This is a genomic window from Paraburkholderia sp. BR10936 (genome assembly GCF_040965735.1).
Lineage (GTDB): Bacteria > Pseudomonadota > Gammaproteobacteria > Burkholderiales > Burkholderiaceae > Paraburkholderia > Paraburkholderia nodosa_A.
This window is the reverse complement of record NZ_JBFRCM010000012.1, coordinates 259,501-282,989: the sequence shown is the minus strand read 5'-3', so window position 1 is coordinate 282,989 and position 23,489 is coordinate 259,501. Positions and strand designations below refer to the sequence as shown.

At 61.0% G+C, this 23,489-nt stretch carries 15 protein-coding genes; 8 read left to right on the top strand and 7 right to left on the bottom strand.

Annotated elements, in window-relative coordinates; genetic code table 11:
- The first annotated feature begins 116 nt into the window (after positions 1–116).
- Positions 117–467, top strand: coding sequence for a hypothetical protein (locus AB4Y36_RS24845; protein WP_368603104.1), 351 nt, complete (start codon positions 117–119; stop codon positions 465–467).
- Between the two features lie 43 nt (positions 468–510).
- Here AB4Y36_RS24845 and AB4Y36_RS24840 read toward each other — a convergent pair whose 3' ends face one another.
- On the bottom strand, positions 511–1,566 hold the full coding sequence (locus tag AB4Y36_RS24840; RefSeq protein WP_368684384.1) for a helix-turn-helix transcriptional regulator: 1,056 nt from the start codon (positions 1,564–1,566) through the stop codon (positions 511–513).
- Between the two features lie 186 nt (positions 1,567–1,752).
- On the opposite strand from AB4Y36_RS24840, the gene AB4Y36_RS24835 reads away from it, so the two are divergent.
- From AB4Y36_RS24835 to AB4Y36_RS24825, 3 genes are all read left to right on the top strand, one after another.
- Complete coding sequence (locus AB4Y36_RS24835) at positions 1,753–3,399, top strand: hypothetical protein (RefSeq protein WP_368684383.1); 1,647 nt, start codon at positions 1,753–1,755, stop codon at positions 3,397–3,399.
- A gap of 208 nt (positions 3,400–3,607) precedes the next feature.
- Entirely contained in the window at positions 3,608–6,409 is a 2,802-nt protein-coding gene (locus AB4Y36_RS24830) for an AAA family ATPase (RefSeq protein ID WP_368603107.1), read from the top strand.
- 608 nt (positions 6,410–7,017) lie between these two features.
- A complete protein-coding gene (locus AB4Y36_RS24825) occupies positions 7,018–7,326 on the top strand; it encodes a hypothetical protein (protein WP_368684382.1) in 309 nt (102 codons plus the stop codon).
- 1,158 nt (positions 7,327–8,484) lie between these two features.
- On the opposite strand, the gene AB4Y36_RS24820 is transcribed toward AB4Y36_RS24825, so the two are convergent.
- Together AB4Y36_RS24820 and AB4Y36_RS24815 are read right to left on the bottom strand one after the other, a co-directional pair.
- Positions 8,485–8,730, bottom strand: a complete 246-nt coding sequence (locus AB4Y36_RS24820) for a Txe/YoeB family addiction module toxin (RefSeq protein WP_368684397.1) — start codon at positions 8,728–8,730, stop codon at positions 8,485–8,487.
- 16 nt (positions 8,731–8,746) lie between these two features.
- Entirely contained in the window at positions 8,747–9,007 is a 261-nt protein-coding gene (locus AB4Y36_RS24815; protein ID WP_069262059.1) for a type II toxin-antitoxin system Phd/YefM family antitoxin, read from the bottom strand.
- A 795-nt stretch (positions 9,008–9,802) separates the two neighbouring features.
- Here AB4Y36_RS24815 and AB4Y36_RS24810 point away from each other — a divergent pair.
- The 3 genes from AB4Y36_RS24810 to AB4Y36_RS24800 all read left to right on the top strand — a co-directional run bounded on the left by AB4Y36_RS24810 (position 9,803) and on the right by AB4Y36_RS24800 (position 12,443).
- Positions 9,803–10,489 carry a hypothetical protein gene (locus AB4Y36_RS24810; protein WP_368684381.1) on the top strand — a complete coding sequence of 229 codons (687 nt, stop codon included), beginning with the start codon at positions 9,803–9,805 and terminating at the stop codon, positions 10,487–10,489.
- 317 nt (positions 10,490–10,806) lie between these two features.
- Entirely contained in the window at positions 10,807–11,178 is a 372-nt protein-coding gene (locus tag AB4Y36_RS24805; protein ID WP_069262408.1) for a YciI family protein, read from the top strand.
- Positions 11,175–12,443, top strand: coding sequence for an RNA polymerase sigma factor (locus AB4Y36_RS24800; RefSeq protein ID WP_368684380.1), 1,269 nt, complete (start codon positions 11,175–11,177; stop codon positions 12,441–12,443). The genes AB4Y36_RS24805 and AB4Y36_RS24800 overlap by 4 nt, the downstream gene beginning before the upstream one ends.
- A 118-nt stretch (positions 12,444–12,561) precedes the next feature.
- On the opposite strand, the gene AB4Y36_RS24795 is transcribed toward AB4Y36_RS24800, so the two are convergent.
- Positions 12,562–12,975, bottom strand: coding sequence for a hypothetical protein (locus AB4Y36_RS24795; RefSeq protein ID WP_368684379.1), 414 nt, complete (start codon positions 12,973–12,975; stop codon positions 12,562–12,564).
- Positions 12,976–13,319: 344 nt separating this feature from the next.
- Here AB4Y36_RS24795 and AB4Y36_RS24790 point away from each other — a divergent pair, with 344 nt between their 5' ends.
- Complete coding sequence (locus AB4Y36_RS24790) at positions 13,320–14,279, top strand: hypothetical protein (protein WP_368684378.1); 960 nt, start codon at positions 13,320–13,322, stop codon at positions 14,277–14,279.
- Between the two features lie 84 nt (positions 14,280–14,363).
- On the opposite strand, the gene AB4Y36_RS24785 is transcribed toward AB4Y36_RS24790, so the two are convergent.
- The 3 genes from AB4Y36_RS24785 to AB4Y36_RS24775 all read right to left on the bottom strand — a co-directional run bounded on the left by AB4Y36_RS24785 (position 14,364) and on the right by AB4Y36_RS24775 (position 23,425).
- Complete coding sequence (locus AB4Y36_RS24785) at positions 14,364–16,523, bottom strand: response regulator (protein WP_368684377.1); 2,160 nt, start codon at positions 16,521–16,523, stop codon at positions 14,364–14,366.
- Positions 16,524–16,531: 8 nt separating this feature from the next.
- Entirely contained in the window at positions 16,532–22,576 is a 6,045-nt protein-coding gene (locus AB4Y36_RS24780; RefSeq protein WP_368684376.1) for a HAMP domain-containing protein, read from the bottom strand.
- A 375-nt stretch (positions 22,577–22,951) separates the two neighbouring features.
- A complete protein-coding gene (locus AB4Y36_RS24775) occupies positions 22,952–23,425 on the bottom strand; it encodes a PRC-barrel domain-containing protein (RefSeq protein WP_069262064.1) in 474 nt (157 codons plus the stop codon).
- Positions 23,426–23,489 lie beyond the last annotated feature (64 nt).

Sequence of the window (23,489 nt, the reverse complement as noted above, 5' to 3'; positions counted from 1 at the left end):
GCGCGCCTAAAGTCCTGCTCAACGGCGCCGATAAATCGTCCAGTACGAGCTCGTTTGGCGCGAGGATAGCCGCGACGCTGGGCGCTCGAATCGTCACATCAATCCACGGGAATGCAATGTCTATTGAGTATGCACGATACACCACCGACGAATTGACCAGCGAGAAGCTGGACAGTCTGATCGCGTCGAAGACGTCGTTTCAGATCGTCAGCATTCAACACATGAGCTCGGTAGTCGAAAAGGTCGAAAACCGCATCGAGAAGGCGGGATTAACCTGCCGGGTATATACGGAGTACCGTTCTGCAGCAATGGCGGGTTCGCTCTTGGGCGGCGTGACGGCGCTCGCCGGCGTCGCGTCGGCGGCGGCCATCGCGGCTCACAATCTGGCGACGTGGGACCCCGACTACGAACTTGGCAAGAATCAGGTAAAGGGCCAGCTCACGGTCGTGTACAAGAAGGAAAAATGATGCAAGGAGGTGACTCACGCTGCGTGGGTCACCTCCTTGCGCTTCACTCTTCAGACGACGCTGGCACCGAAGGCTTCAGCGCATACCGGCGCGCGGCCGCTTCCAGTTGCTGCGCGATTTGCTCGCGCATTCGTGAGGGCGCCAGCAACTCCACCGTCGACGCATGTTCGAGCAGCAGGTTGCGCAATGCCAGCGAGGGCGTCATCGTTGCCGTCAAGACGAAGCCGCCCGGCTCTTCCGTAATGACCTGATCGTGCGCGAGCCGCGCCGCACGAAACGAACTACGCACGCCGCCTGCCTCGGTAACGCGCAACATCACCTGTTCTGGCGGTTCCGGAAACCATTCAAAGATCTTTTCTCCGCGAATGAATGCCGCCAGATCGAACGACGCGTCCCGCTCCATGCCATAGCCGCGCGACGCAACGGACACAATACGGTCCATGCGCAGCAGGAACGGATCGCCTTGCGCCCCGCTCGACCGGCGCAGGCTCACCACCAGATACCAGAACGGCGCCTTCTCGACGATCGCATACGGCAACACCACGTATTCGCGCATGACGCCCAAGGGCGCATCGGCGGGGCAATAAGCGATATGCAAAGTCTCGTCGCGGTAAAGCGCGGCGCAGACAGTGTCGAACACGACGTCGTCGATCTCGGGCGCGAGCACGGGATAGCCCGGCTCGACACGAGCCGTCTTGCCGATCCATGCCTGCGCATTGCGAATCCGGGAGTCCGGCGGCGGAACGCCCAGCACGCGATTGGCGCCCTCAAGATATTCCTGAAAATCGCCGATAACGCCGGGAGGCACATGGTGTCTCGCCAGCTGACGCAGTTTGAGTAACGCAAGTGAGAGATCGACCGGTGGGCGCATCGCGTCGCGCGGTCCGCGCGCGAGCAGCATCCACGTCGTGTTGCGGCCCTCGCCTTCGCGTTCGATCAGGCGTTCGTCCTGCAGTTTGAGGAGCAGACGGCGCACGGTCCTTTCGCCCAGCTCCGGCAGGCGAGCGAGCACGGCACGCTTGAGTTCGCCGGAAGGCCAGGCGCGTTGCGCCTGTGACGCCATGATGTCGAGTACGGTCTTTTCTTCCAGAGTGAGCATGGATGGTGTTGATTTTTTCGCTTGAGAAGTTATTGATTCCGGCCACAGGCGCCATGCTCTTCCGTCAATCGGACACGGTTTGTCCAGATGGACACCAATGATGACGGGGTCGCCAGAACACGCAGCGCGGGCTGCCGCGCAGGCACGAAGGCACACACCCGTCACTCACTTTTAAACGAAGCGAATATGTCACTCCTGACCCGCAACGATTCCAGTCCCGCCACGCCAGCAGCCTCTTCCACGGGTTTATCGGCGGCCACCCCCGTCGCCTTGAGCGACGCCGGCGATATCGCGGTGCACGACACCTCCCTTGATGACGGCGATGAGCAAGCAGGCCTGCCCGTCAACGAGCGTGGCGAGCCGCTCGATGCGGCAGCGGCACAAGCCGCGCACATCGTGAGTACGTTTCTGGGCGACTATGCGGCGAAGGATCGCGAGCAAACCGATGCACAATGGCTAACCGTCCAGTTCCGCAAGTACCCGGAACTGTGGAGCGATGAAGCGGAGATCGAGTCGGCGGCGCGCGAAGTCTCGGTGAGTGTGGCCGAGACCTTCGGACGCAGAGCGTCGCTCAACGACGCGTTGGCAAACGGCCAGAGCCGCGCGGGGTGGTTCGCGAGCGAGCTCGAACGCGTTGCGGCGACCAAGGGTGTCCACGATGTCGGTGCCTATGCGAACACCGTCGAAAATGCGCTCGAGCAGGCCACGCGCAACAGCGCCACGGTAATCCGCCGCGCAGACGGTGCGATCAGCGGCTGCCTGAATCTGGACGGCTTCATCGCCGAGCAGCACCACGTCGACACTTTCAACGTCGATGCCGTCACCCGCGGCAGCCCCTATCGCGCGAAAGTCATGGCGCCCGCCCCCGGCGAACGTTACGGCAAGAATTCGGTCGACATCGTGATCTGCGACGGCGATGGCAAGATCATGCGTCGGTATCAATCCAAGTACGGCGCCGACGCTGATGTCACCAGCGATCTGTTTGCCAAGGGTGACTATCGCGGTCAGCGCAAGCTCGTGCCCGAGGGCCACGGCGACGCGGTGTCACGCAGCACCGAAACGATTGAGATGGATGGTGTTTCGTCGAAGCCGCTCAGCAAGGAACAGGCGAAGCAGCAACAACACGACGCACAGGAAAACGGCGAGTCGGCGTTCTACGACTGGGAGCGGGTGAACCGGCGTGCCGTGGCGCGTCAGATTCTCAAAGGTGCCCTGCTCGCCGCTGTCGTGGCCGTAGGCTTCGAGGGTGCGCGCATTCTCGGCCGCCGCGCATGGAATACGCTGCAGGGCAAGACCAACCCGACGATCGCGGAAGACCTCAAGGCATTCCTTCTCGGCTCCCTTGGCAGCGCGGCGAACGCGGGCTTTCACACCGCGTTTGCGGGGGCCATGGTCATCGCCGTCAAACGCGGCCTGCTCGGCGAGCTGCTCAAGCAGACCGCGCCAGGCCGTATCGCTTCGGCGGCGTTTATCGCGCTTGAAAATGTCAAGGTGCTCTGGCAACTCGGCCAGGGCCGCATCACCGCCGAAGAGGCGCTTGACACCATCGGCGAAACCACGACAGTCGCCATCATTTCGCTGGCCGTGATGACCGAAGGTGCTGCCCTCGGCGCCGCCGTCGGTGCGGTATTCGGACCCGTAGGCGTCGCCATCGGCGGCTTCACGGGCGGGCTCGTGGCCGGCATGGCAGGAGGCGTTGTGGGCAAAGCCATCTATGCCGGCTCGAAGACGCTCGGCAAAAAGGCCGTCCAGGTTGTGTCGCGCGTCGCCGACTCGATCACGGAAGGCGCGAGCCGCATGGTCGATTCCATGCTGTCGCTCTTCGGCATTTGATAGGGGAAGCCGGTCTATGCAAACACGACAGGCACTGCTCGCGGAACTCGACGACCAGATTCGTGCGGGCGCCACGGGTTTTTACATCCAGTCCACTGAGGAACGCAGGCTCGACGATCTTCTCTCCGATCTGTGTAAACAACGCTCGCTGCGGCCGCTCGAATGGAACCGGGCCTATGGCTGGACCCGCTTCGACAACAAGCAGCCGATGCGCGACGAAGGCGCGCGCGTCTACGACCTCGCAGCCGCGCTCGAAGGCATGCTCGACGAGCCGCTCGACGGCCGCCTGCTGATCGTGCGCCATGCGCAACTCGCCCTCGAAGGCAATGGCATCGCGCTCGCCCGGCTCAAGCTGCTGCTGGACCGCCTCTCGCGGCATCATGGCGGGCGCGCCGCCGTCGTGCTGATCTCCGAGCGCTTCGACGTTCCCATCGAACTCGAAGCGCTGCTGATGGTCTATGGGCTGGCTTTGCCAAGCGGCGACGAAATCGAGGCTCAAGTCCGCGCGCACTACGCGCTCGCGCCGGATCTTCTCAAGCGCCTTGCGGTGGCCTGCGGCGGCCTGAACCAGGCGGAAATCGCGCATGCGCTCTCGCTCGCCGACGCGCAAGGCACGCGGCGGCTCGACGAAACCGCGCTCGCCGTTGTCGCAAAACAAAAGGGGCAAGTCATCGCCAAGGGTGGCGTGCTCGGGATGGTCGAACCGGATGCCGGGGCCGACAAGGTCGGCGGCCTCACTAACCTGATAACGTGGCTCAAGAGCCGAGCCGACGTGATCCGTCGTCTCGCAGAGGCAAAGGCATTCGGCGTCCAGGCGCCCAAAGGGGTGCTGATTGCGGGCATGCCCGGCTGCGGCAAGTCGCTGACGGCCAAAGTGACGGCCACGATGTTCGAATTGCCCCTGCTGCGTCTCGACATCGGCTCGCTTCTCGGCAAATACGTGGGCGAGAGCGAACACAACATGCGCCGCGCGCTGCAGACCGCAGAGGCCATCAGCCCGTGCGTGCTGTGGATTGACGAGCTTGAAAAGGCCTTCGTCGGCATGGGCGGCGCCAACGCGTCAGAGGTCACCTCGCGTCTGCTCGGCTACTTTCTCACGTGGATGCAGGAGAAGTCCGGCGCTGTCTTTACGATCGCGACCGCCAACGACATCACAGCACTCCCGCCCGAGTTGCTTCGCAAGGGACGGTTCGACGAAATTTTCTATGTGGGATTTCCCGATGCACGAGAGCGGCGCGAGATTCTCAACATTCATCTGAGCCGGCGCTCCCAGGACCCCGCCAGGTTCGATCTCGCGGCGCTGACCGCGCAGTGTCGCGGCTTCACCGGCGCCGACATGGAAAACGCTGTCAACGAAGCGCTGGTGACGGCGTTCAACGAACACGAACCACTTACGCAATCGCGGCTCGAAGCCGCGATTGCGCAGACGAAGCCTCTGCGCGAAACCATGCAGAAGAAGGTTCGTGAATACGAGGAGGCCTTCGAGAAGCTCAAACTGAAATCCGCCTCGATCCATGAAGGCATGAGCGTCGCGGAAATGATTCGCCTGGCCGAGGGCGAGAATCCTGCCCGACGCATCGATGTGGCCACGGATGAAGAGGTGCCGGAAGATCTGCTCGAAAAGCTCGCGGACGATCCCGAGCTCGATGTGCGCCGCGCCGTGTTCGAACACCCTCGCTGCCCGGAATCAGCGCTTTCCGCTCGGATCAACAAAGGCGAAGGCAAAGGCGCCGATACCGAGATATTTGCGCTTGCGTGCGCACACAGACGCGCGCCGGTCGATCAGCTCGAGCGCGCAATCATGGCAAGCAACTTCCCCGAAGCCGTGTTTCTTCGCGTCATGCGTGTCACGTCCGCGCCTGAGCGCCTTTTGAGGGCCGCGGGCTACGTCGCCGACGGTGATAAACCGCTCGACCGGAAGAACGGCATAGATTATGGATATAGCTATAAGGCCGGCCCGCTGCAGGAGGCGTTGGCTACCAACCCAAACATTGGCATCGACCTTCAGCTATGGCTCGTGTCAAATTCGGCACCCGCCGAAATTCCCCGCGTGCTTGCATCGAACACGTCATTGCACCAGGCGGTTCAGGACTTGCTCGCCACGACCGGGGATCTCCGCGTGCGCGTTAATCTTGCGCACAACCGCATAGTTGAAGCGGTTCAGGAAAAGCTGGCCGTCGACACCTCAGTCACAGTCCGACAGGCGCTGGTGGACAATCCCGCATTGACCGATGCGGTCCAGCGCACCCTCGCGAACGACGCTGACAACAAGGTGCGATTCAAGCTCGCCGCAAGCGAGCACGAGACCGCCCTGCTCGCCCTGCTCGACAGCGAAGACAACGAGATCGTCAAAGCCGTCCTCGCGAACCCCAAGATGTCGGAACGCGTCATCCGCGACATCATGCTCCGGCCGCTTAGTGACACGCTGCGGCTTGTGAATATCATCCAGACCAGCTTCGGCGTCAATGAGCGTGTCCTGGAAGAATTGGTCATCCACCAGCATCATGCTGTCCGTCATGCGGTGTGCGAACAGTTGGCAGAGAAGCTCGACGACCAGAAAAGAATCCGGCTGCTCTACGACAACAGCATCGACGCCGATTCTCGCAAGAGCGTCGTTTCACGCCGTGTGTCCGAAGGTGTCGTGCGAGCGCTCCTCGAGAGTGAATCCAGCGTGCTGCGCACATACGGGTGCACGTTGATGGAAGCGAACGTCGGCCTGACTTTGAGTGAAGGCTTCTTCGAATTGCTGCAAGCAATGACGAACTGGAGAAGCGGTTTGATCCCCAACGAGCTACTCGCGGACCATAAAGTCACGAATGTGCGCATTCAGAGCGCGTTAGCTAGCCATTCCAGTGCGGAAATCAGAAGGCGCCTCGCCCGCTGGAACATCGACGAAAACGTTCGTCGACGGCTCGAATCTGATAGCGACGACAGCGTGAGATCTGCCGCCGCCGAGGGTCGGGCACTCTTCGGCATTCCGCCAGAACTCGCGCACACGCCGGAACTTTGAGTGCAGCGCGTGCGGCAATGGATGGATTCATTGCCGCACGCCTGTTTGCGCCGTGTTCATCGAGGTGATTCGACGGGCTGCAGCGAAGCGCGCCGTCCGGACAACGCGTGTCCAGTTAGCCGCATACGATGAATGCTATTGCGCCGGAATGACTGGCGCCGATCTTGTGAGAGGAGTCGATCACCATGCCGTACAACAACTCAGCACTCGAAACGCTTGCCGCGTTCGCAATCACTTTTGCGGCGGGCGTCGTGTCCACGTTTGCGATCGGAAAATACATCGAAAAGGTCCGGCGAGACGCAATTGACTCCGTTTCGCGCCCGGCGTGAGGACTTTGCCGCCGAACTCCCGGAAATGATACTTCTCGACTCTGGAAGGCTCGTAACGGGATCAGCCTTTATTCGGGAAGCTAACGGACCGGAACCCCGCACAACGATGAAGCTGCGTAGCGAACCGCATCAAAATTGACGGAGAGTGAAACAACAATCGGAACGGTTTTGCGGAGCGAGACCACCCCACTCTCTATGCGGCGTCGAGCGGCGAAGGCGCCTGCATCGCGGTGCACCTTATCGATCTATTTGCCAAATACGGTGGTAGACAAAACACCCGTGACGAACACAATAGCAACTGCAGCGAGCGTTTCAAGCGGAGAGTTGTTCGAGAACATTCGCCCCCTCCTTGCGCTGCCATTCAAACGCATTGCCGACGCGACGGTTCACGATGAACCCTGTTCAGTTCGCTTCAAGTCGCCGCTGAACTGTCTTGATGTGCACGACTTGAATGCCAAGCCGTCTGACCGCGCTTGGTCAATGCCCGTCCTGGCTGCATTCGGCGAATTTCAGTCACTCGACAGGGGAATTCAGATCGCCGACAATTCCGCGTGCCGTGGTGAAGGAGCTGAGTCTAGCTTGTTTTAAGAATCTAATTCCAGGAATATTGAGGCTTTTCTTGTGCTTGGTCCAATTTTTAAAATCACGAAAACCTGTAAATCCTGCGTGTGGTCTACGACATATAGCGTCGGGCCTATGGATAAAAATTATCTCGATTGCCTCGTTTCGCCGCCCGCTAACAGGCTTCTGAATTTTTTCACAACAAAGGAAAAATTCGCTTGTCCGAAGTGTGGTGGGAAGAATTTTGAGGAAAAGAGGACGGTTGTGGCACTCAGCTGAATCGGGGCTTCCTAACCGTGATTAGCGGAAAGCCTTGGCGCTCGGTCATCGCATGCTTCCTACCTTTTCATTAGCTTCGTGATTGACGCGATCCGCGTCGCCATCCGCAGGGCCGGCGTGTCATGTTCATCTCGAACTACCGGCTACGGGCACACCGCCACTGAACAACATCAAGAGACTCAGCTCGGAAGCCGCTATCGATGTTCTTCCACATTAAAGGGCTCGCGCGGATCGAGCAGCGACCGCCACGTCCGGCACAGAGCGGGTCAAACCCGGTCATTTACCTGCCGCCCTCGCCTCTCCGCCAAACACGTCTTTCGAGAGCGAACTGCGAACATAGTATGCATGCCACGCCCGCACGTTGTCCCGCTACTTTCGACACTACAGATCGACTGTCAACCGAAGGAGCATTAACGCGCCCCCAGCTCTTCCAAAACGCCGGAACCGTCTCGCGCTGCTGGCATATGTGCGCGCCCGGCAGCCTGTAAATTGAAGCGCAGGGATCGCCGCTTTCGCCACGCAGGTGATTGCCGGGAGACGGCGATGTGGTGTCGATCCGACGAATCCCGGCTGGGGCTCGTCATGCATGGGAATGTCGCCTCAAGCACTGACCGGCCTCGCCTTCAGCATGCCTGGATGCAGGCATCGCGCCGTCAGGTGACCGGTCCTGGTCAACGGCACGCAGGCGCGTGCGCGTACTGGGCGGCTGCCCTTTCCTGGACGCGAATGCTTCGACCGCAAAGCGAAGCGACGCTCCCCAGCAGAAGTGCCCCAGATCAGCAAAAAGACAGCTTGCAGGTCAAATGCGCTCCGATCTACCGCTTACCGGTTCGCGTCCGGGATGGGTCGGCAGGCATGCCTGGAGAATTCGGGCAGCCTCGCAATGCAGCTGGACGATGGCGTCGATCAATAATGATAGCGACACGAAATGATGTTGATCTGCGCGCGGTCTATTTCGTAGACCAGACGATTCGTCTCATCGATCCGGCGTGACCAGAAACCCGTCAGGTTTTCCTTCAATGGCTCGGGCTTGCCAATGCCCTCAAACGGGGAGCGCTGCGTTTCCTTGATGAGTTGATTGATCCGCTTTAACGTCTTTCTATCCTGCCCCTGCCAGTAGACATAGTCGTCCCATGCCTCGGCGGTCCACATGATGTTCAAGGCGCGCTCATTCGCTGTCTTCGACCAGCTTGCGGGACTTGACCTTGCCCGACCTTGCCTGCGCGATTGAGCGCTCCAAATGGGCTACGTTGGCCGGGGAGCGCAGCAGGTGGACCGTTTCCATCAAACTGTCGTAATGCTCCTGAGACATGACGATCGCGTTGGGTGCGTCCCGCCGGGTAATGAGCGTAACGTCTACGTCATCCACTACCTGGTCAATGACGCGCTTCAGATTCGCGCGGGCGTCCGAAAAGGGAATCGTGCGCATGCATCCTCCTTCGAGGCAGATTTGTACCAAATATCGTACAAGTCTACCACGCGCCTCATTCATGTACAAGTACTTGTACATATCCTGCTGCACGCATCGCCAGCTTCCTCCGACGAGTACATTGGAGCGCATGAGACGCAAAATCACGCGGCAACACCTGCCAGCTGCACCTTCCTCGGAAAATGCAAGGACGTCGACCATCGACGCTCGAGACGCCCATGACAGCCAGAGGCAAGCGACCGAGCGCGCCACCTGCCCTGCCGGCTGAAGTAATGCGCCGGGAACCGGCGGTTAGGGGGTGTCGGTGGAGGGGACCGTTAGTTGCACGGTGGGCGGAAGCAAGGCCTTCGATGGTTGGCGCCCATCAGCACTGCCGCGCGCGCCGGCAATCTGGGCGCTTGGGATCAAGGCCCGCCAGCGGAACAGGACGCTGGCACGGCGCCGTGTCGCTTCTCCCCGGGCGAGATGACGTTACGTCATGAAAGCGCCAGCCGTGCAAGCGGCAATCGGGTCGGGCAGGCCCATTTCTGCCGTTCGCCCCGCGGTTTAGCCGGCCATTCACGCGGCCGCGCGGGCGTCCTGACGCTGCGCCCACGGTGATCGAACTGTACGAGCCCACCAACAACTCACTCCCGTTCAGGCAAGTCGACAGGGAATGCGCCCTTTTTTTTGCTTCAAAAGCGCTTGCCGGTCTCTGATGCCAGATAGGTATAATCGCCGCCCGGGTGGCGCAAAAATCAAACAAGGGGACATGTCGTGCGCGCGACAATGGCAGTGGTAATGGCGGTTGCGGTAATGAGTGTGACGACGGCGGCCGCGGCCTCCGTCGAGTATCGCGAACAATCGGTGCCGCCGGATGTGTGTCACGGCATCGTCGCGAAACGGACCGAGGCAACAGGTCAGATCTCGGTCGGTGCGGCTGCGGGCAACGCATGTGTTTGCCAGCCTGCGGGCGCCGGACCGCGCGCCGCCGCGGCAGCCCGCCCTGCGCCGCCGTCGGGCGATCATAAAGACCAGGATGACGACGGAGCACTCAAGGCGGGGGCAGCGATGCTCGGGCTTTGGCCGAAAGACTCCGGGAACCATACAGGTCACGTCGTGACCGGGCAGATTGTCCGCAACGTTCGGCACGAGCCGGTTGCTGCCGCACACGCGCCGGAGGGTGGATCGCATCACGCGTTCAGCTATGGCCGTCACGCAAACGTTTGGCATGCGCCGAGTACTGTCGCGCGAACGACAACGGACGCGCCGCCGCATCGCGCTTCAACCGGCAACAGTAAGGACAACACCCGGCACAAGCCGGTCGCTGGCGCGCGCCTGGCGGCAAAGATACCGCCGCACAGTGACGGCTCGCGACGTTCGCTCGCAACTGCCGCCGCTCATCCGGTGCCGCATCATCGCCTCATCGTCGAGACGAAACCGATGCAACCGAAGGTCCTGCCAAACTCGCCACGACGGGAATTGCCACCCATTCTCAGTTGATACTGCATATAAACTGCGCAGAGATTCGCTCTCTGCGCTTCGTTTCGCGCAGCGGCACGTCATGCGACATTCCCGCCAATCGCTCGATCTGGTCACGGCATGACGCATCGAGAGATCACCTGGCGTTCTCCGCGCTGCGTGCAATCGAAACTGACGGGCCGTTAGTTGCATTGATTCATCGACCTCTCGCTGCTGCCGCTTGACATCTGCCCTCCGCGATTTTTTGATGCGCCTTGTCCGTCAGCATGACGCGAGAGCGTCATTATGATGGCGGGACGATGGAATTCATCCGCCTCAACCCCATGACGGAGGCTCAAATGGAATACCTGTTGATGATCTATTCGGAAGAAAACAGCTGGAACCAGATGACCGACAGCGAGCGACAGCAAGGCGTCGCCGCCTATCACGCATACACGGAATCGCTCCAGAAAGCGGGGGCGCTGGTGGGTGCCAACCGGCTGCAGCACACGAATACGGCCACGACCGTGCGGCTGGTCGACGGCAAGCCGCAGGTGCTCGACGGACCGTACTCCGATTCGAAGGAGCAGCTCGCGGGCTACTACCTGATCGACGTACCCAACCTGGACGCGGCAATGGCGTGGGCGTCGCGGTGTCCAGGCGCGGCGCACGGCATCATGGAAGTGCGCCCGGTCTGGACCGCTCCGTACGACGCGCCATCTGCTGCATGAGCCAGTCCGGCGGCGGCCGTCACGCTGACGCCGCCGCACATCCCATTGCCGAGGCCGTCGCGCGCCGCAGTTATGGCAAGCTCGTCGCGCTGTTGGCGATGCGCACGCGCGACGTCGCCGCGGCCGAGGACGCACTCGCCGACGCGTTTGCGGCGGCGCTCACGGACTGGCCGGAGCACGGCTGCCCCGCGAGCCCCGAAGCCTGGCTGATGACCGTTGCGCGCCGCCGGGCGATAGATGGCGCACGCCATCGCCATGTCGGCGACGCAGTGGTGAACCAGCTCGCGATCCTCGCGGAAGAGATCGACGAGTGTGAACCCGGCGCGTTGCCGGACCGGCGGCTCGCGCTGCTCTTCGCGTGCACTCACCCTGCACTCGAGGCCGCAATTCGCACGCCGCTGATGCTGCAGGTCGTGCTGGGCCTGGATGCGAAGACGATTGCATCCGCGTTTCTGATGTCTCCCGCCGCCATGAGCAAGCGCCTCGTGCGCGCGAAGACCAAGATCCGCGAAGCGGGCATTCCGTTCAGCGTGCCCGAGCGTGAGGAACTGCCCGGCCGGCTCGACTCAGTGCTTGAAGCTGTCTATGCAGCGTATGCGGAAGGTTGGACGGACCCGGTCGGCGGTGATACCGAACGGCGCGATCTAGCCGACGAGGCGCTGTATCTTGCACAATTGCTCGTCGAACTGCTGCCCGAGGAACCGGAGACGCTGGGTCTGCTTGCGCTGATGCTGTTTGCGCAGGCGCGGCGAGATGCCCGACGCGATGCGGCCGGCGATTACGTGCCACTATCGGCTCAGGACCCGGCAACATGGAACGCACCGATGATTGACGCAGCCAACGTACTCCTGCGGCGCGCGAACGCGTTAAATTCAATCGGTCGCTTTCAACTCGAGGCCGCGCTGCAGTCGGCCCATGTGCATCGCTGCCGATCGCATTGCCCGAACTGGGACGAGATCGTGCAACTTTACGATGGGCTGCTCGCCATTGCAGCTTCGCCCGTCATCGCGGTGAACCGCGCACTGGCACTGGCGGAACGCGACGGCCCACAGGCGGCGCTCGACGCGCTCGCGCCGTATGCGGACGATCCGCGGCTGACTGACTACCAGCCATACTGGGCCGCACGTGCCAATCTGCTCGCGCGTGCCGGCGCTACGACCGAAGCGCTTGACGCGTACGATCTCGCCATCGGCCTCGAGCGCGATCCGGCCGTGCGGCGGTTCCTGCAGCGCAAGAAACTGGAACTTGCATCGGCGAGCAGCTAGGGACGCGTGGCGATGCGAATGTCCGCAATGGAACGTGCAGCCGCCTCACGGCCGCGGGTCACCGACCGTCCGCTATGGCCGAGCTGCTGCGTCTCGTTGTCCGTTGGAAGCGCGTCGATCACCCGTGAATCATCTTGCCAGGTCCGTGATGTTGCGGCTGAATGGCGGCGAAAACGTGCGCCTCCTTCTGTAGCGCCGTCAGAATCTCAACGGCCTGGGCATACAGCACGAGGCCAGCAACACGAACGAACGTCTCACGCGAGCGCGCGATCGACGCAATCTGCTCCGAGCACACAAATACAGTTTCGCGGGCATCTCCCGCAATGACCGTGTCCTGAAGGATCTGCAACTGATGAATGATCCGAGCGAGGAATATGACTCCCTCACTCTTATGGGGAAGCGTCGCTGATAAGCGTTCCAGGTCGTCAATAGTTTGACGCAGCCGCGATAAAGTCGCCCGATCCATTCTCGCCTTCTCCTTGTTTTCTTCCTCTTTCCACGGTGGGTCGATACAAAAAGTACCACTGGCCAATCTCCGAACTCCGTTGCCATCTCTCGCCCAACCCTTCTTTATCGGCATCTACGCACGAGTCTGTAGATCCATACGACGAACCCAGTCTACGTTTATGCAAAACGCATTCACCGGGACAGGTTGAGCGCGGCGACGGCTTCGCAGTCCGTTTCATCGAGCGCCAGGGCGATGTTGTGCCGGCTCGATGGCGAGATCGTTCGCCGCAAGATAGTTCTCGATCGCGCGGCGCATCGGACCGGCCACATCGAGTCTTTATCAACCGCCCGCGAGGCATGTCCCTTGCGCGGAACCAGACGAACAAGCATACATTCGTGGATGGTGGGCCATCCCGATCCAGGACCCTTATGTCCGATTTTATCGAATCCGAAATTCATCGGGCTCGCAGAGACCGCGTCACGACGCTGGTGCGAACGATAGCGCGCACGCTGACCATTCTTGCGGCAAGCTATTTGCCGTGCGCGGGGCTGTCTGCTCAGCCAGCTGACAATGCCACCAGCTTGCGCGCCACCTACGAGAGCCTGAAACCACAACTCGACCATGCCGCGTTTCATCGCAGGCTGTATCTCGATTCCCGCGAGTCCCCCTCAACCGTCACGGGCGAAATCTACGCTGTGCTGGACTACCCATTCGGGACCGTCAGTGATGTATTTAATGACCCGACGCAGAGCGCGAAAAACTGGTGCGATGTCTTGATCCTGCATCCCAATATCAAGTACTGCCACGCCTCTGCCAACAGCAGCGGCGACACGCTGACCGTATACGTCAGTCAGGAGGAAGTCGCTGAAGAACTCGCGTCCACCTACCGCCTGCAATTCGATTACGAACCGGCAACCACCAGCCCGGGATACTTCCGGCTAAAACTGCACTCCGATAGCGGGCCGCTGAACACCCGCGATTATCAGATCGTTCTGGAAGCGGTGTCGCTCGGGAGTGGTCGCACGTTCCTGCACCTGACCTATGCGTATAGTTACGGGGCAATCGGGCGTCTCGCCATGAAGGGCTATCTCGCGACTTTCGGTCATGGCAAGGTCGGCTTCACCAACCTCGCGGAACCGTCCGCGGCAGAGCCGAAATTCGTCGACGGGGTGCGCGGTCTGGTGGAACGCAATACCATGCGTTACTACCTGGCCATCGATGCCTATCTCGGCGAACCGACGAGCCTACCGGACAATCGCGTGGAGCAGCGCCTGAGTAACTGGTTCAGTGCCAGCGAGCAATATCCACGGCAACTGCACGAAATTGACCGGCAGCAGTACATGGAGATGAAACAGGAAGAATACCGGCGCCAACAGGCGCGACCGTAGGGGCTTGCCGCGCCCTGCTGCTGCGTCGCGACGTTCTGCCTGCATGCCTGGCACGTGGATCACTCAGCAGCCGCCTGCAATTGCTTAGGCGAAAGCGCCGTTACCAGGCGTCTTCGACTGTCCGTAGTCTTCGATGATGCCGATCAGAACGTTGAGATCGGCCGGCTTGACCAGGTAATGATCGATACCGGCATCGGAAGCGCGGTTTCGATGGTCCTCCTGGCTGTAGCCGCTTATGGCAATAATCAGGCTGCGCGGCAACGCTTCGTCGGCGCGAAGATGCTGCGCGACTTCGAAGCCTGACATACCGGGCAGTCCGATATCTAGCAGAATGACTTCCGGCAGAAATGCACGTGCTTGCAAGAGCGCTGTGGGGCCATCAGAGGCACGCTGAACCTGATGCCCATGTATGCGCAAAAATGCTTCAAGGCTTTCTGCTGTCGCGGTCATATCGTCGACGATCAGGACGCGCGCGCCTTGAGTGCGCCGTATCGGAACCACGTTCGTCTGTGTTTTGGTCAACTGCTGAACCGCGCGTGCCGGCAAGCGGACGGTAAACCGGCTTCCTTTTCCCTGGCCCTCACTCTCGCACTGAACCGTGCCTCCATGCATTTCCGTGAGATGGCGCACGAGCGTCAGGCCGATGCCGAGGCCTCCCTGGCTGCGGTCCAGCGAAGTCTGCCCCTGTGCAAAGAGTTCAAAAACGTGTGGCAAAAACGCGGGATCGATACCAACGCCTTCGTCGGAGACGACAATCGAGGCTGTCGCGCCGTCATATTTTGTCGAGATGTACACGCGCTCCCCGGGCGACGTAAATTTGGACGCGTTGTTGAGCAGGTTTGTCACGATCTGTGAGAGCCTGACGATGTCACCCTCGATCACGACGTCGACATCCGGAGTTTCGCGTATCAGGGTTTGCGAACGCCTGCTGTAGTGCGGTCCGCTCGCCTCGATTGCCCGGTCGATGACGCTCGACAGGAGCACGAATTCCGTACGAAGGGTGACCACGCCACGCGCAATTCGCGAGACGTCGAGGAGGTCGTCCACAATGCGCACGAGATGCTCCGCCTGCGTTCCGATAATGTCGCTACCCCATCGCAGCACGTGGGGATCCGTCGACTTGGCACTTCGCATCACCGCCACGGCATTGACGATAGGCGCAAGGGGATTGCGCAGTTCGTGCGCAAGCATCGCCAGAAATTCATTTTTGCGCCGGTCGCCATCGCGGATCGCCGAGAAAAGCAAGGCGTTTTCGAGCGCGATTGCCGCACGGCTCACAAACTCGCGCGTCACCGGCCCTTCGTCGATGCGTTCGATCGAGTGGCGCACGCCCAGCACGATGACGCAGGGTTGGGCGGCGTCGACCAGTAACGGCCAGGCCGTCATTGCGTCCAGTTCGAGGGGCATCCCGGTAACGCTGCCGTCGTCGTGGCTGGACGCCAGCACCGGGCTCCCGTCGATCTGGCGCGTTGCCGGGAGGCCCTTCGAGAGGCACTCTTTGACCAGATCGTCGAGTGCCTGCAAAGGCAAAGTCCGCGGCAGCAGGACGCCAGCCGCCTCGGTTTGAGCGCCTGCGTGCGCAGCGTTCGAAATGTACGCAACGGTTTTCGGCGCCACTCCTTCCCCGGCGGTGAACACCAGAACCGCGAGGTCGGCGAGCGCGGGCACGGGCAGTTCAATGATCCTCGCAACGGTATCGTCGACCTCCAGCGAGCGGGTCAGCGCCTGACTCGCGCGGGCGAGAAAGTCGGCTCGGTATCGCGCCTGCTCGGCAGCCGCGCGCTGCGCCTCGACTTTTGCAAGTTCTTCGCGCTCGGCCGCGCGCGCGAGTAGCTGGTTGCGCATCCGGTACATGTCGACAAAAACGCGGACCTTCGCCCGCAGTATCTCCGGAACGACAGGCGAGGATATATAGTCGACAGCGCCCAGTGAATAGCCGCGCGACATTTCCTTTTCATCCACATAAGCGGTGACAAAGATAATGGGCGTTTGCCTGGTTCGCCGGTACGCGCGCATCATCGACGCCGTCTCCAGTCCGTCCATGCCTGGCATGTTCACATCCAGCAGGATGACTGCGAACTCCTGTTCGAGCACGGCCGCAAGTGCGGCCCGCCCGGATGAAACCTCCACGATGTTCTCGCGGAGTTCTTCGAGAACGCTGCGAAGAACGAGGTGCTGTTCAGGCACATCGTCGACGACAAGAATGTTGACCTGATCGCCCTCTTCCCGCGAATACGTTTCCATGGTAGTTCCTACGCATGAAGCCACGCGTTCAGGACGGCAAGCAGATCGGCGCGGTCCACGGGCTTTGAGAGGTAGTCCCACGCGCCTGCGGCGATGCACCGTTCGCGGTCGCCTTTCATTGCCTTGGCGGTTACGGCAACGATCGGCAAGGTTCGACCGGCAGACAGCTTGCGGATCTCGCGAATCGTCATGAGGCCATCCATCTCGGGCATCATGATATCCATCAGCACGGCGTCGATTGCAGGGTCAGTTGCGACCAGACGGATCGCGTCGCGTCCATTGTCGGCCCAGACGTGACGCATGCCGTAGTCTTCGACAACGGTCGCGAGAGCGAAGATGTTGCGCATGTCATCGTCGACGATCAGCACCTTCTTGCCTGCTAGCGCGAGTTCCGACTCCCGCAAGCTCCCCAGTTCCGCCTGCGCCTGCTTGCCGAGTCGACCGGAGCCGACATGCATCGCGGCGACTGTCGTATCGAGCAGATGCGCCGGTGTAGAGACCGGCATGACGACGTACCGCTCGGCCGCGCCCAGCCAACGCGCCGGTAACGCTCCCCGTTCCCCGATCAGGACCACCGGCAGCGGCGAAAAAGCTGTACGCCCGGGCAGCGCCTCGTGCAGTTCGTCGGGCGACATGCTACTCAATCCGTCGACGTCCATGACCAGCGCGTCCACCGACTGTGAAGCGAGGCACCTAAACGTTTCGTGACCGGGCACGGCCAACTGCAACGCGATGCGCTCGCCTGCCAGACGCTGAATAAGCGTTTCGCGCTGCGGCGTTGGCGCTAGCGTAACCAGTACCCGGCGAGCATCGGTTTCCACGTATTGCATCAGCCGGCCCAACGCTTCGTCCAATTGCTCGCGCGACTGGATCGGCTTGGGCAGAAAGCCGAAAGCGCCCGAACTGAACGCGCGCTCGCGTGACTCGTCCGTGGAGACCACGCAAACCGGTACATGACGCGTCGTCAGATCGTGCTTCAAGCGGGACAAAACGCGCCACCCTTCCATATCGGGCAGCAACAGGTCCAAGGTAACGGCAGCGGGCTTGAACTGGTCCGCAAGCGTCAACGCCACGGAACCCAATGACGTCACGAGCCCTTTGAAGCCCTTTTCACGCGCCGCGTCAAGCAGAAAGCCCGCAAACGGGCGATCGTTCTCGACGATCAGCAGCACACGATCGCCCCGCGCGATGTTGCTTCGATCGTCTTGCGCTTCATCAGCGAAGCTTGCGACTTCTTCCACCACGGCGGTTACAGGTTCACGCACCGCGGGGCCAGTGACCGACTCCAACCGCGCTCGAGAATTCAATACGGCTACCGAACCGCGTGGCTCGTCATGGGTGGCCGTCCTGCGCAGCGGCTTGCCGGGTTCGTTCCCGTACGGGAGATACAGGGTGAAAGTGCTGCCCTTGTTTGGCGAACTGATGAGCCTGATTTCCCCTCCCAGCAGCTTGGACAGTTCGCGACTGATTGCAAGACCAAGGCCGGTACCCCCGTACTTGCGGCTCGTGCTGCCGTCGGCCTGCTGGAATGCCTCAAAGATAATTTGCTGTTTCTCCGCCGAGATACCAATGCCGGTGTCGGACACGGAAAACGCAATGACCTGGTGCGCACGATTCAGGCTCTCGTTATCCGCTGTCCAGCCGTCGAAGGCCTCTTCGATCGATAACGTGACATGCCCTTCGTGGGTGAACTTGAACGCGTTGGAAAGCAGGTTCTTGAGGATCTGCTGAAGGCGCTTCGGATCGGTATGGAGGGACGCGGGAAGTTGTGCTTCCGTGTGAATCATGAAGTCGACCTTGCGGGCTTCGGCCACATGACGGAACGTGCGTTCAACGTATACGGTGAGATCCTCAATTCGATGCTCGGTGATGTCCACGACTACCGTGCCCGACTCGATCTTCGAAAGATCGAGGATGTCGTTAATGAGCATCAACAGATCGTTACCCGACGAATGAATCGCTTTCGCGAAATCGACCTGTTTCGGCGAGAGGTTGCCGTCCGCGTTCTTGCACAGGTTGTCTGAGAGAATCAGCAGACTGTTCAGCGGTGTGCGCAGTTCGTGAGACATATTGGCGAGAAACTCGGACTTGTACTTCGAGGTCAACGCCAGTTGTGTTGCCTTTTCTTCGAGCGCCTGTCGCGCCTGCTCGACTTCGGCATTCTTGCGTTCGACCTCTTCGTTCTGGTGCGCAAGGAGGTGCGCTTTCTCCTGCAACTGCTGGTTGGTCTGCTCGAGTTCCTCCTGCCGGCTCTGCAACTCGTTGGCTAGCGTCTGGGACTGTTTCAACAGGTCCTCGGTGCGGGAATTTGCCTCGATCGTGTTGATCACGATGCCGATACTCTCCGTCAACTGATCGAGAAACGCCTGGTGCGTGGGATTGAGCCGCTCAACCGATGCGAGTTCGATGACTCCCTTGACCTTCGCCTCGAACACGACGGGCAGAACGAGCACGTTGTGAGGCGTTGCGTCAAGGAGTCCGGACATAATACGGAAGGGCTCGGTTGCGGGCGACTCAAGCAGAATCTTGCGTCTTTCGACTGCGCACTGGCCGATCAATCCCTCGCCGAGATGAATCTGCTTGCCGTGCGTAGCGTGCCCGCCCGAAGCGTAGCTCGCGGTAAGACGAAGGGATGCCGGGCTGGAAGCGGTATCCAGCACATAAAATTCGGCGCGTTGCACGCCGACTACCGGGGCGAGTTCGGAAAGAATCAGCTCGCCGACCGCAACGAGATCTTTCTGGCCCTGCAACATCCGGCTGAATTTGGCGAGATTGGTTTTCAGCCAGTCCTGCTCCGTATTGACCTGGGTAGTGTCCTTCAGGTTACGGATCATTTCGTTGATCGTGTCTTTGAGCGCTGCAACCTCACCCTGGGCCTCAACGGTGATGGAGCGAGTCAGATCGCCCTGGGTCACCGCGGTCGCGACTTCGGCAATCGCGCGCACCTGGGTGGTCAGGTTTGCGGCGAGCTGGTTCACGTTTTCGGTAAGTCCCTTCCACGTTCCCGAGGCGCCTGGCACCTTGGCCTGCCCACCCAGCTTGCCCTCGACGCCCACCTCGCGAGCCACCGTGGTCACCTGGTCCGCGAAGGTTGCCAGCGTGTCGGTCATGCTGTTGATGGTATCGGCGAGCGCTGCGATCTCGCCTTTTGCTTCGACGGTCAGCTTGCGATCGAGATCGCCGTCCGCGACAGCCGTCACGACCCTGGCAATGCCGCGCACCTGGCTCGTCAGATTGCCGGCCATGAAGTTCACGTTGTCGGTCAGATCCTTCCAGGTCCCGGCCACCCCTTGCACATCGGCCTGACCACCGAGCTTGCCTTCAGTGCCGACCTCCCGGGCTACACGGGTCACCTCGGAGGCAAACGAACGCAACTGGTCGACCATCGTATTGATGGTATTTTTGAGCTCGAGGATCTCGCCTTTCACATCGACCGTGATTTTCTTCGAGAGATCGCCGGCTGCCACTGCCTTGGTCACATCCGCGATATTGCGTACCTGACTCGTGAGGTTGCCCGCCATGAAGTTCACGTTGTCGGTCAGGTCTTTCCACGTTCCTGCCACGCCCCGCACATCGGCCTGGCCGCCGAGCTTGCCGAGCGTGCCGACTTCGCGCGCCACCCGCGTGACTTCAGAGGCGAATGAGCCGAGCTGGTCGACCATGGTGTTGATGGTGTTTTTCAGTTCGAGGATTTCGCCCTTCACGTCCACCGTGATTTTCTTTGACAAGTCACCGGCAGCCACAGCCTTGGTCACGTCCGCAATGTTGCGCACCTGGCTCGTGAGATTCCCCGCCATGAAATTGACGTTGTCGGTCAGATCCTTCCAGGTGCCGGCAACGCCCTGCACGTCGGCCTGCCCGCCGAGCTTGCCTTCCGTGCCCACCTCGCGGGCCACGCGCGTAACCTCCGAGGCAAACGAGCGGAGCTGGTCCACCATCGTATTGATGGTGTCCTTCAGTTCCAGAATCTCGCCTTTTACGTCAACGGTGATCTTCTTTGACAAGTCACCCGCCGCGACTGCCGTCGTGACGTCCGCGATGTTGCGAACCTGTGCGGTCAGGTTGCTGCCCATCGAATTGACCGAGTCGGTCAGGTCCTTCCATGTGCCCGCTACGCCCTGCACATTCGCCTGGCCGCCGAGTTTGCCATCGGTGCCCACCTCGCGCGCCACCCGGGTGACTTCGGATGCGAAAGAGCCGAGCTGGTCCACCATGGTATTGATGGTGTTCTTGAGTTCCAGGATCTCGCCTTTCACGTCCACGGTAATCTTCTTTGAAAGATCCCCGGCCGCAACGGCTGTGGTCACTTCGGCGATATTGCGCACCTGCGCGGTGAGATTGCTGCCCATTGAATTGACCGAGTCGGTCAAATCCTTCCACGTGCCGGCCACGCCCTGCACGTCCGCCTGGCCGCCGAGCTTGCCTTCCGTGCCGACTTCGCGGGCAACTCGCGTCACCTCGGAAGCAAACGAACGCAACTGATCCACCATCGTATTGATGGTGTTTTTCAGTTCCAGGATTTCGCCCTTTACGTCGACGGTGATCTTTTTCGACAGATCGCCCGCGGCGACGGCGGTGGTCACCCCGGCAATGTTGCGCACCTGCGCGGTGAGGTTGCTACCCATCGAATTGACCGAGTCGGTCAGATCCTTCCACGTGCCGGCCACGCCCTGCACGTCGGCCTGGCCACCGAGCTTGCCTTCCGTGCCCACTTCGCGGGCCACACGGGTCACCTCCGAGGCAAACGACCGCAACTGATCCACCATCGTGTTGATGGTGTTCTTCAGCTCGAGAATCTCCCCTTTCACATCAACCGTAATCTTCTTGGAAAGATCGCCGGCAGCGACGGCCTTCGTGACCTCCGCGATATTGCGAACCTGACTCGTCAGGTTGCCTGCCATGAAGTTGACATTGTCGGTGAGATCCTTCCATGTGCCTGCAACCCCCTGGACATCCGCCTGTCCACCGAGCCGGCCTTCCGTGCCGACTTCGCGGGCGACCCGTGTCACTTCCGAAGCGAATGAGCGAAGCTGGTCCACCATCGTGTTGATGGCGTTCTTCAGTTCGAGAATTTCGCCTTTCACGTCGACCGTGATTTTCTTCGAAAGATCGCCGGCGGCGACAGCCATGGGCACTTCCGCGATATTGCGCACCTGGCTGGTCAGGTTGCCGGCCATGGAGTTGACGGAGTCGGTCAAGTCCTTCCAGGTTCCTGCAACACCCTGGACGTCGGCCTGGCCACCGAGCTTGCCTTCGGTGCCCACTTCGCGCGCCACACGTGTGACTTCGGCCGCGAAGGTGCCCAGCTGATCAACCATGGTGTTGATCGTGCGTGCCGTGCGGAGAAATTCGCCCTGCAATGCGCGGCCATCGGCTTCGAACGCCATGTTTTTGGAGAGGTCGCCCTGGGCCACCGCGCCGATTACGCGGGCGACCTCACTCGTGGGGTGCACCAGATCGCCGATCAGCGAGTTAATGGCATCCACCGAGTCGCGCCAGAACCCGCGCGCAGCCGGCAACGCGGCACGTTCGTTGAGACGCCCTTCTTTTCCGACGACCCGGCTCAGACGCGCGAGCTCTTCCGACATGCGTACGTTCTGGTCGACGAGTTCATTGAACACCTGGGCCAACCTGCCGTGCAGACCCGACCAATCGGGCGGCAGTTCCGCCGTTTCGCCGTCCTTAAGCGCACTCAGCGCGAGAAGCACCGTTTTCGCACGGTCCGTGTCAGGTTCGCCTCGCAGGATGATTGCATTGATATTGGCGGCGTGATCGAGCCAGAAGCCTTCGAGTGCTTCGGCGGACAGGCGCCTTCCGATATCGCCGGGTGTGCGCACAGTCAGATCGCTCGCCACATCCCGCAGCTGGACAGACATCCTGCCGCATTGCGCGGCAAGCAGGTTGTATTCGGCCGCAACTTCACCGTACAGGCCCTCCCAGTCGTCCGGCAATCGCGCTGCGGCGTCGCCGCGCCGGAAAGCGCCCAACGTACGAGCGATTCGCCCAAGGTTGTTTTCCTCCGCCACCGTCGTCATAACCGTAGGAGCGTCCATTTTCACCTCGTGGCCGGGAAAGCCGAGCGGAACCCGATGCAGCCGAGTCATCTGTTTTGTTCTAGTCGATGCAATGCGCCGACGTGCTGAGGCGGTAGTCAGCCTGGCAAAAGTCGGAGAACCGGTATTGATGCTGCATGAAGCGCGGTGGATGGGGAGCAAGAAACGCGCCCGTATCTTTCATTTAGCAAACACCGCAAATGGCGGTCGGCACGGCGCCGGTCAGGGTATTGACCAGCGAACACCGCCTTTGCAAAAAAAATGGCACCGGCCGCTAAAAGCCGATGCCCCATTTTCCGCTCTGGAGGAAGTTTTACAGCAGCTCCGTTCAGGCTCACCCGTGGGACTATTCGTCCCACGGAGGTCGGGTTGCTCTCACAAGTCCGTCGGGTTATTCATTCCGGGATCACGTCCCGGAAGCTCCCCAGTCGCCAGCCAGTATGGACGGCGGTTGTAGTAGTCATGCAGTTGCGTCCCCCACGTCGAATCAGCCATCGATGGCCAGTGATCCTTATCGAATCCGGGATCGTCCTTGATTCGTTGAGCCTGGATGTCGACACGGAAGCACTTCTCATTGGTGTCCAGCGTCAGTGCGTTCCACGGAATGGCGTGAAGCGTATTACCCATGCCGAGGAATCCGCCCTCAGCCAGGACTGCGTACGCGACGCGCCCGCTACGTACATCGAGCATGATGTCGGAGATCTTGCCGACGTGTTCACCGTCAGCAGAAATCACCTTGTCGCCGTCGAGCGTGGCCGCGGCCATGATTTCGGGCCCCGGGCCTTCGCCGACGCCCCCGCCGACGATCTGTGCGCCAGTGCCCCCTGCCTGGGGATCAAGGATAGTCATGTTGCGCTCCTTTCGGTTAAGAGTTGCGCTCGCTCTAGCGCACGCCGCGTGCCACGCTGCCGTT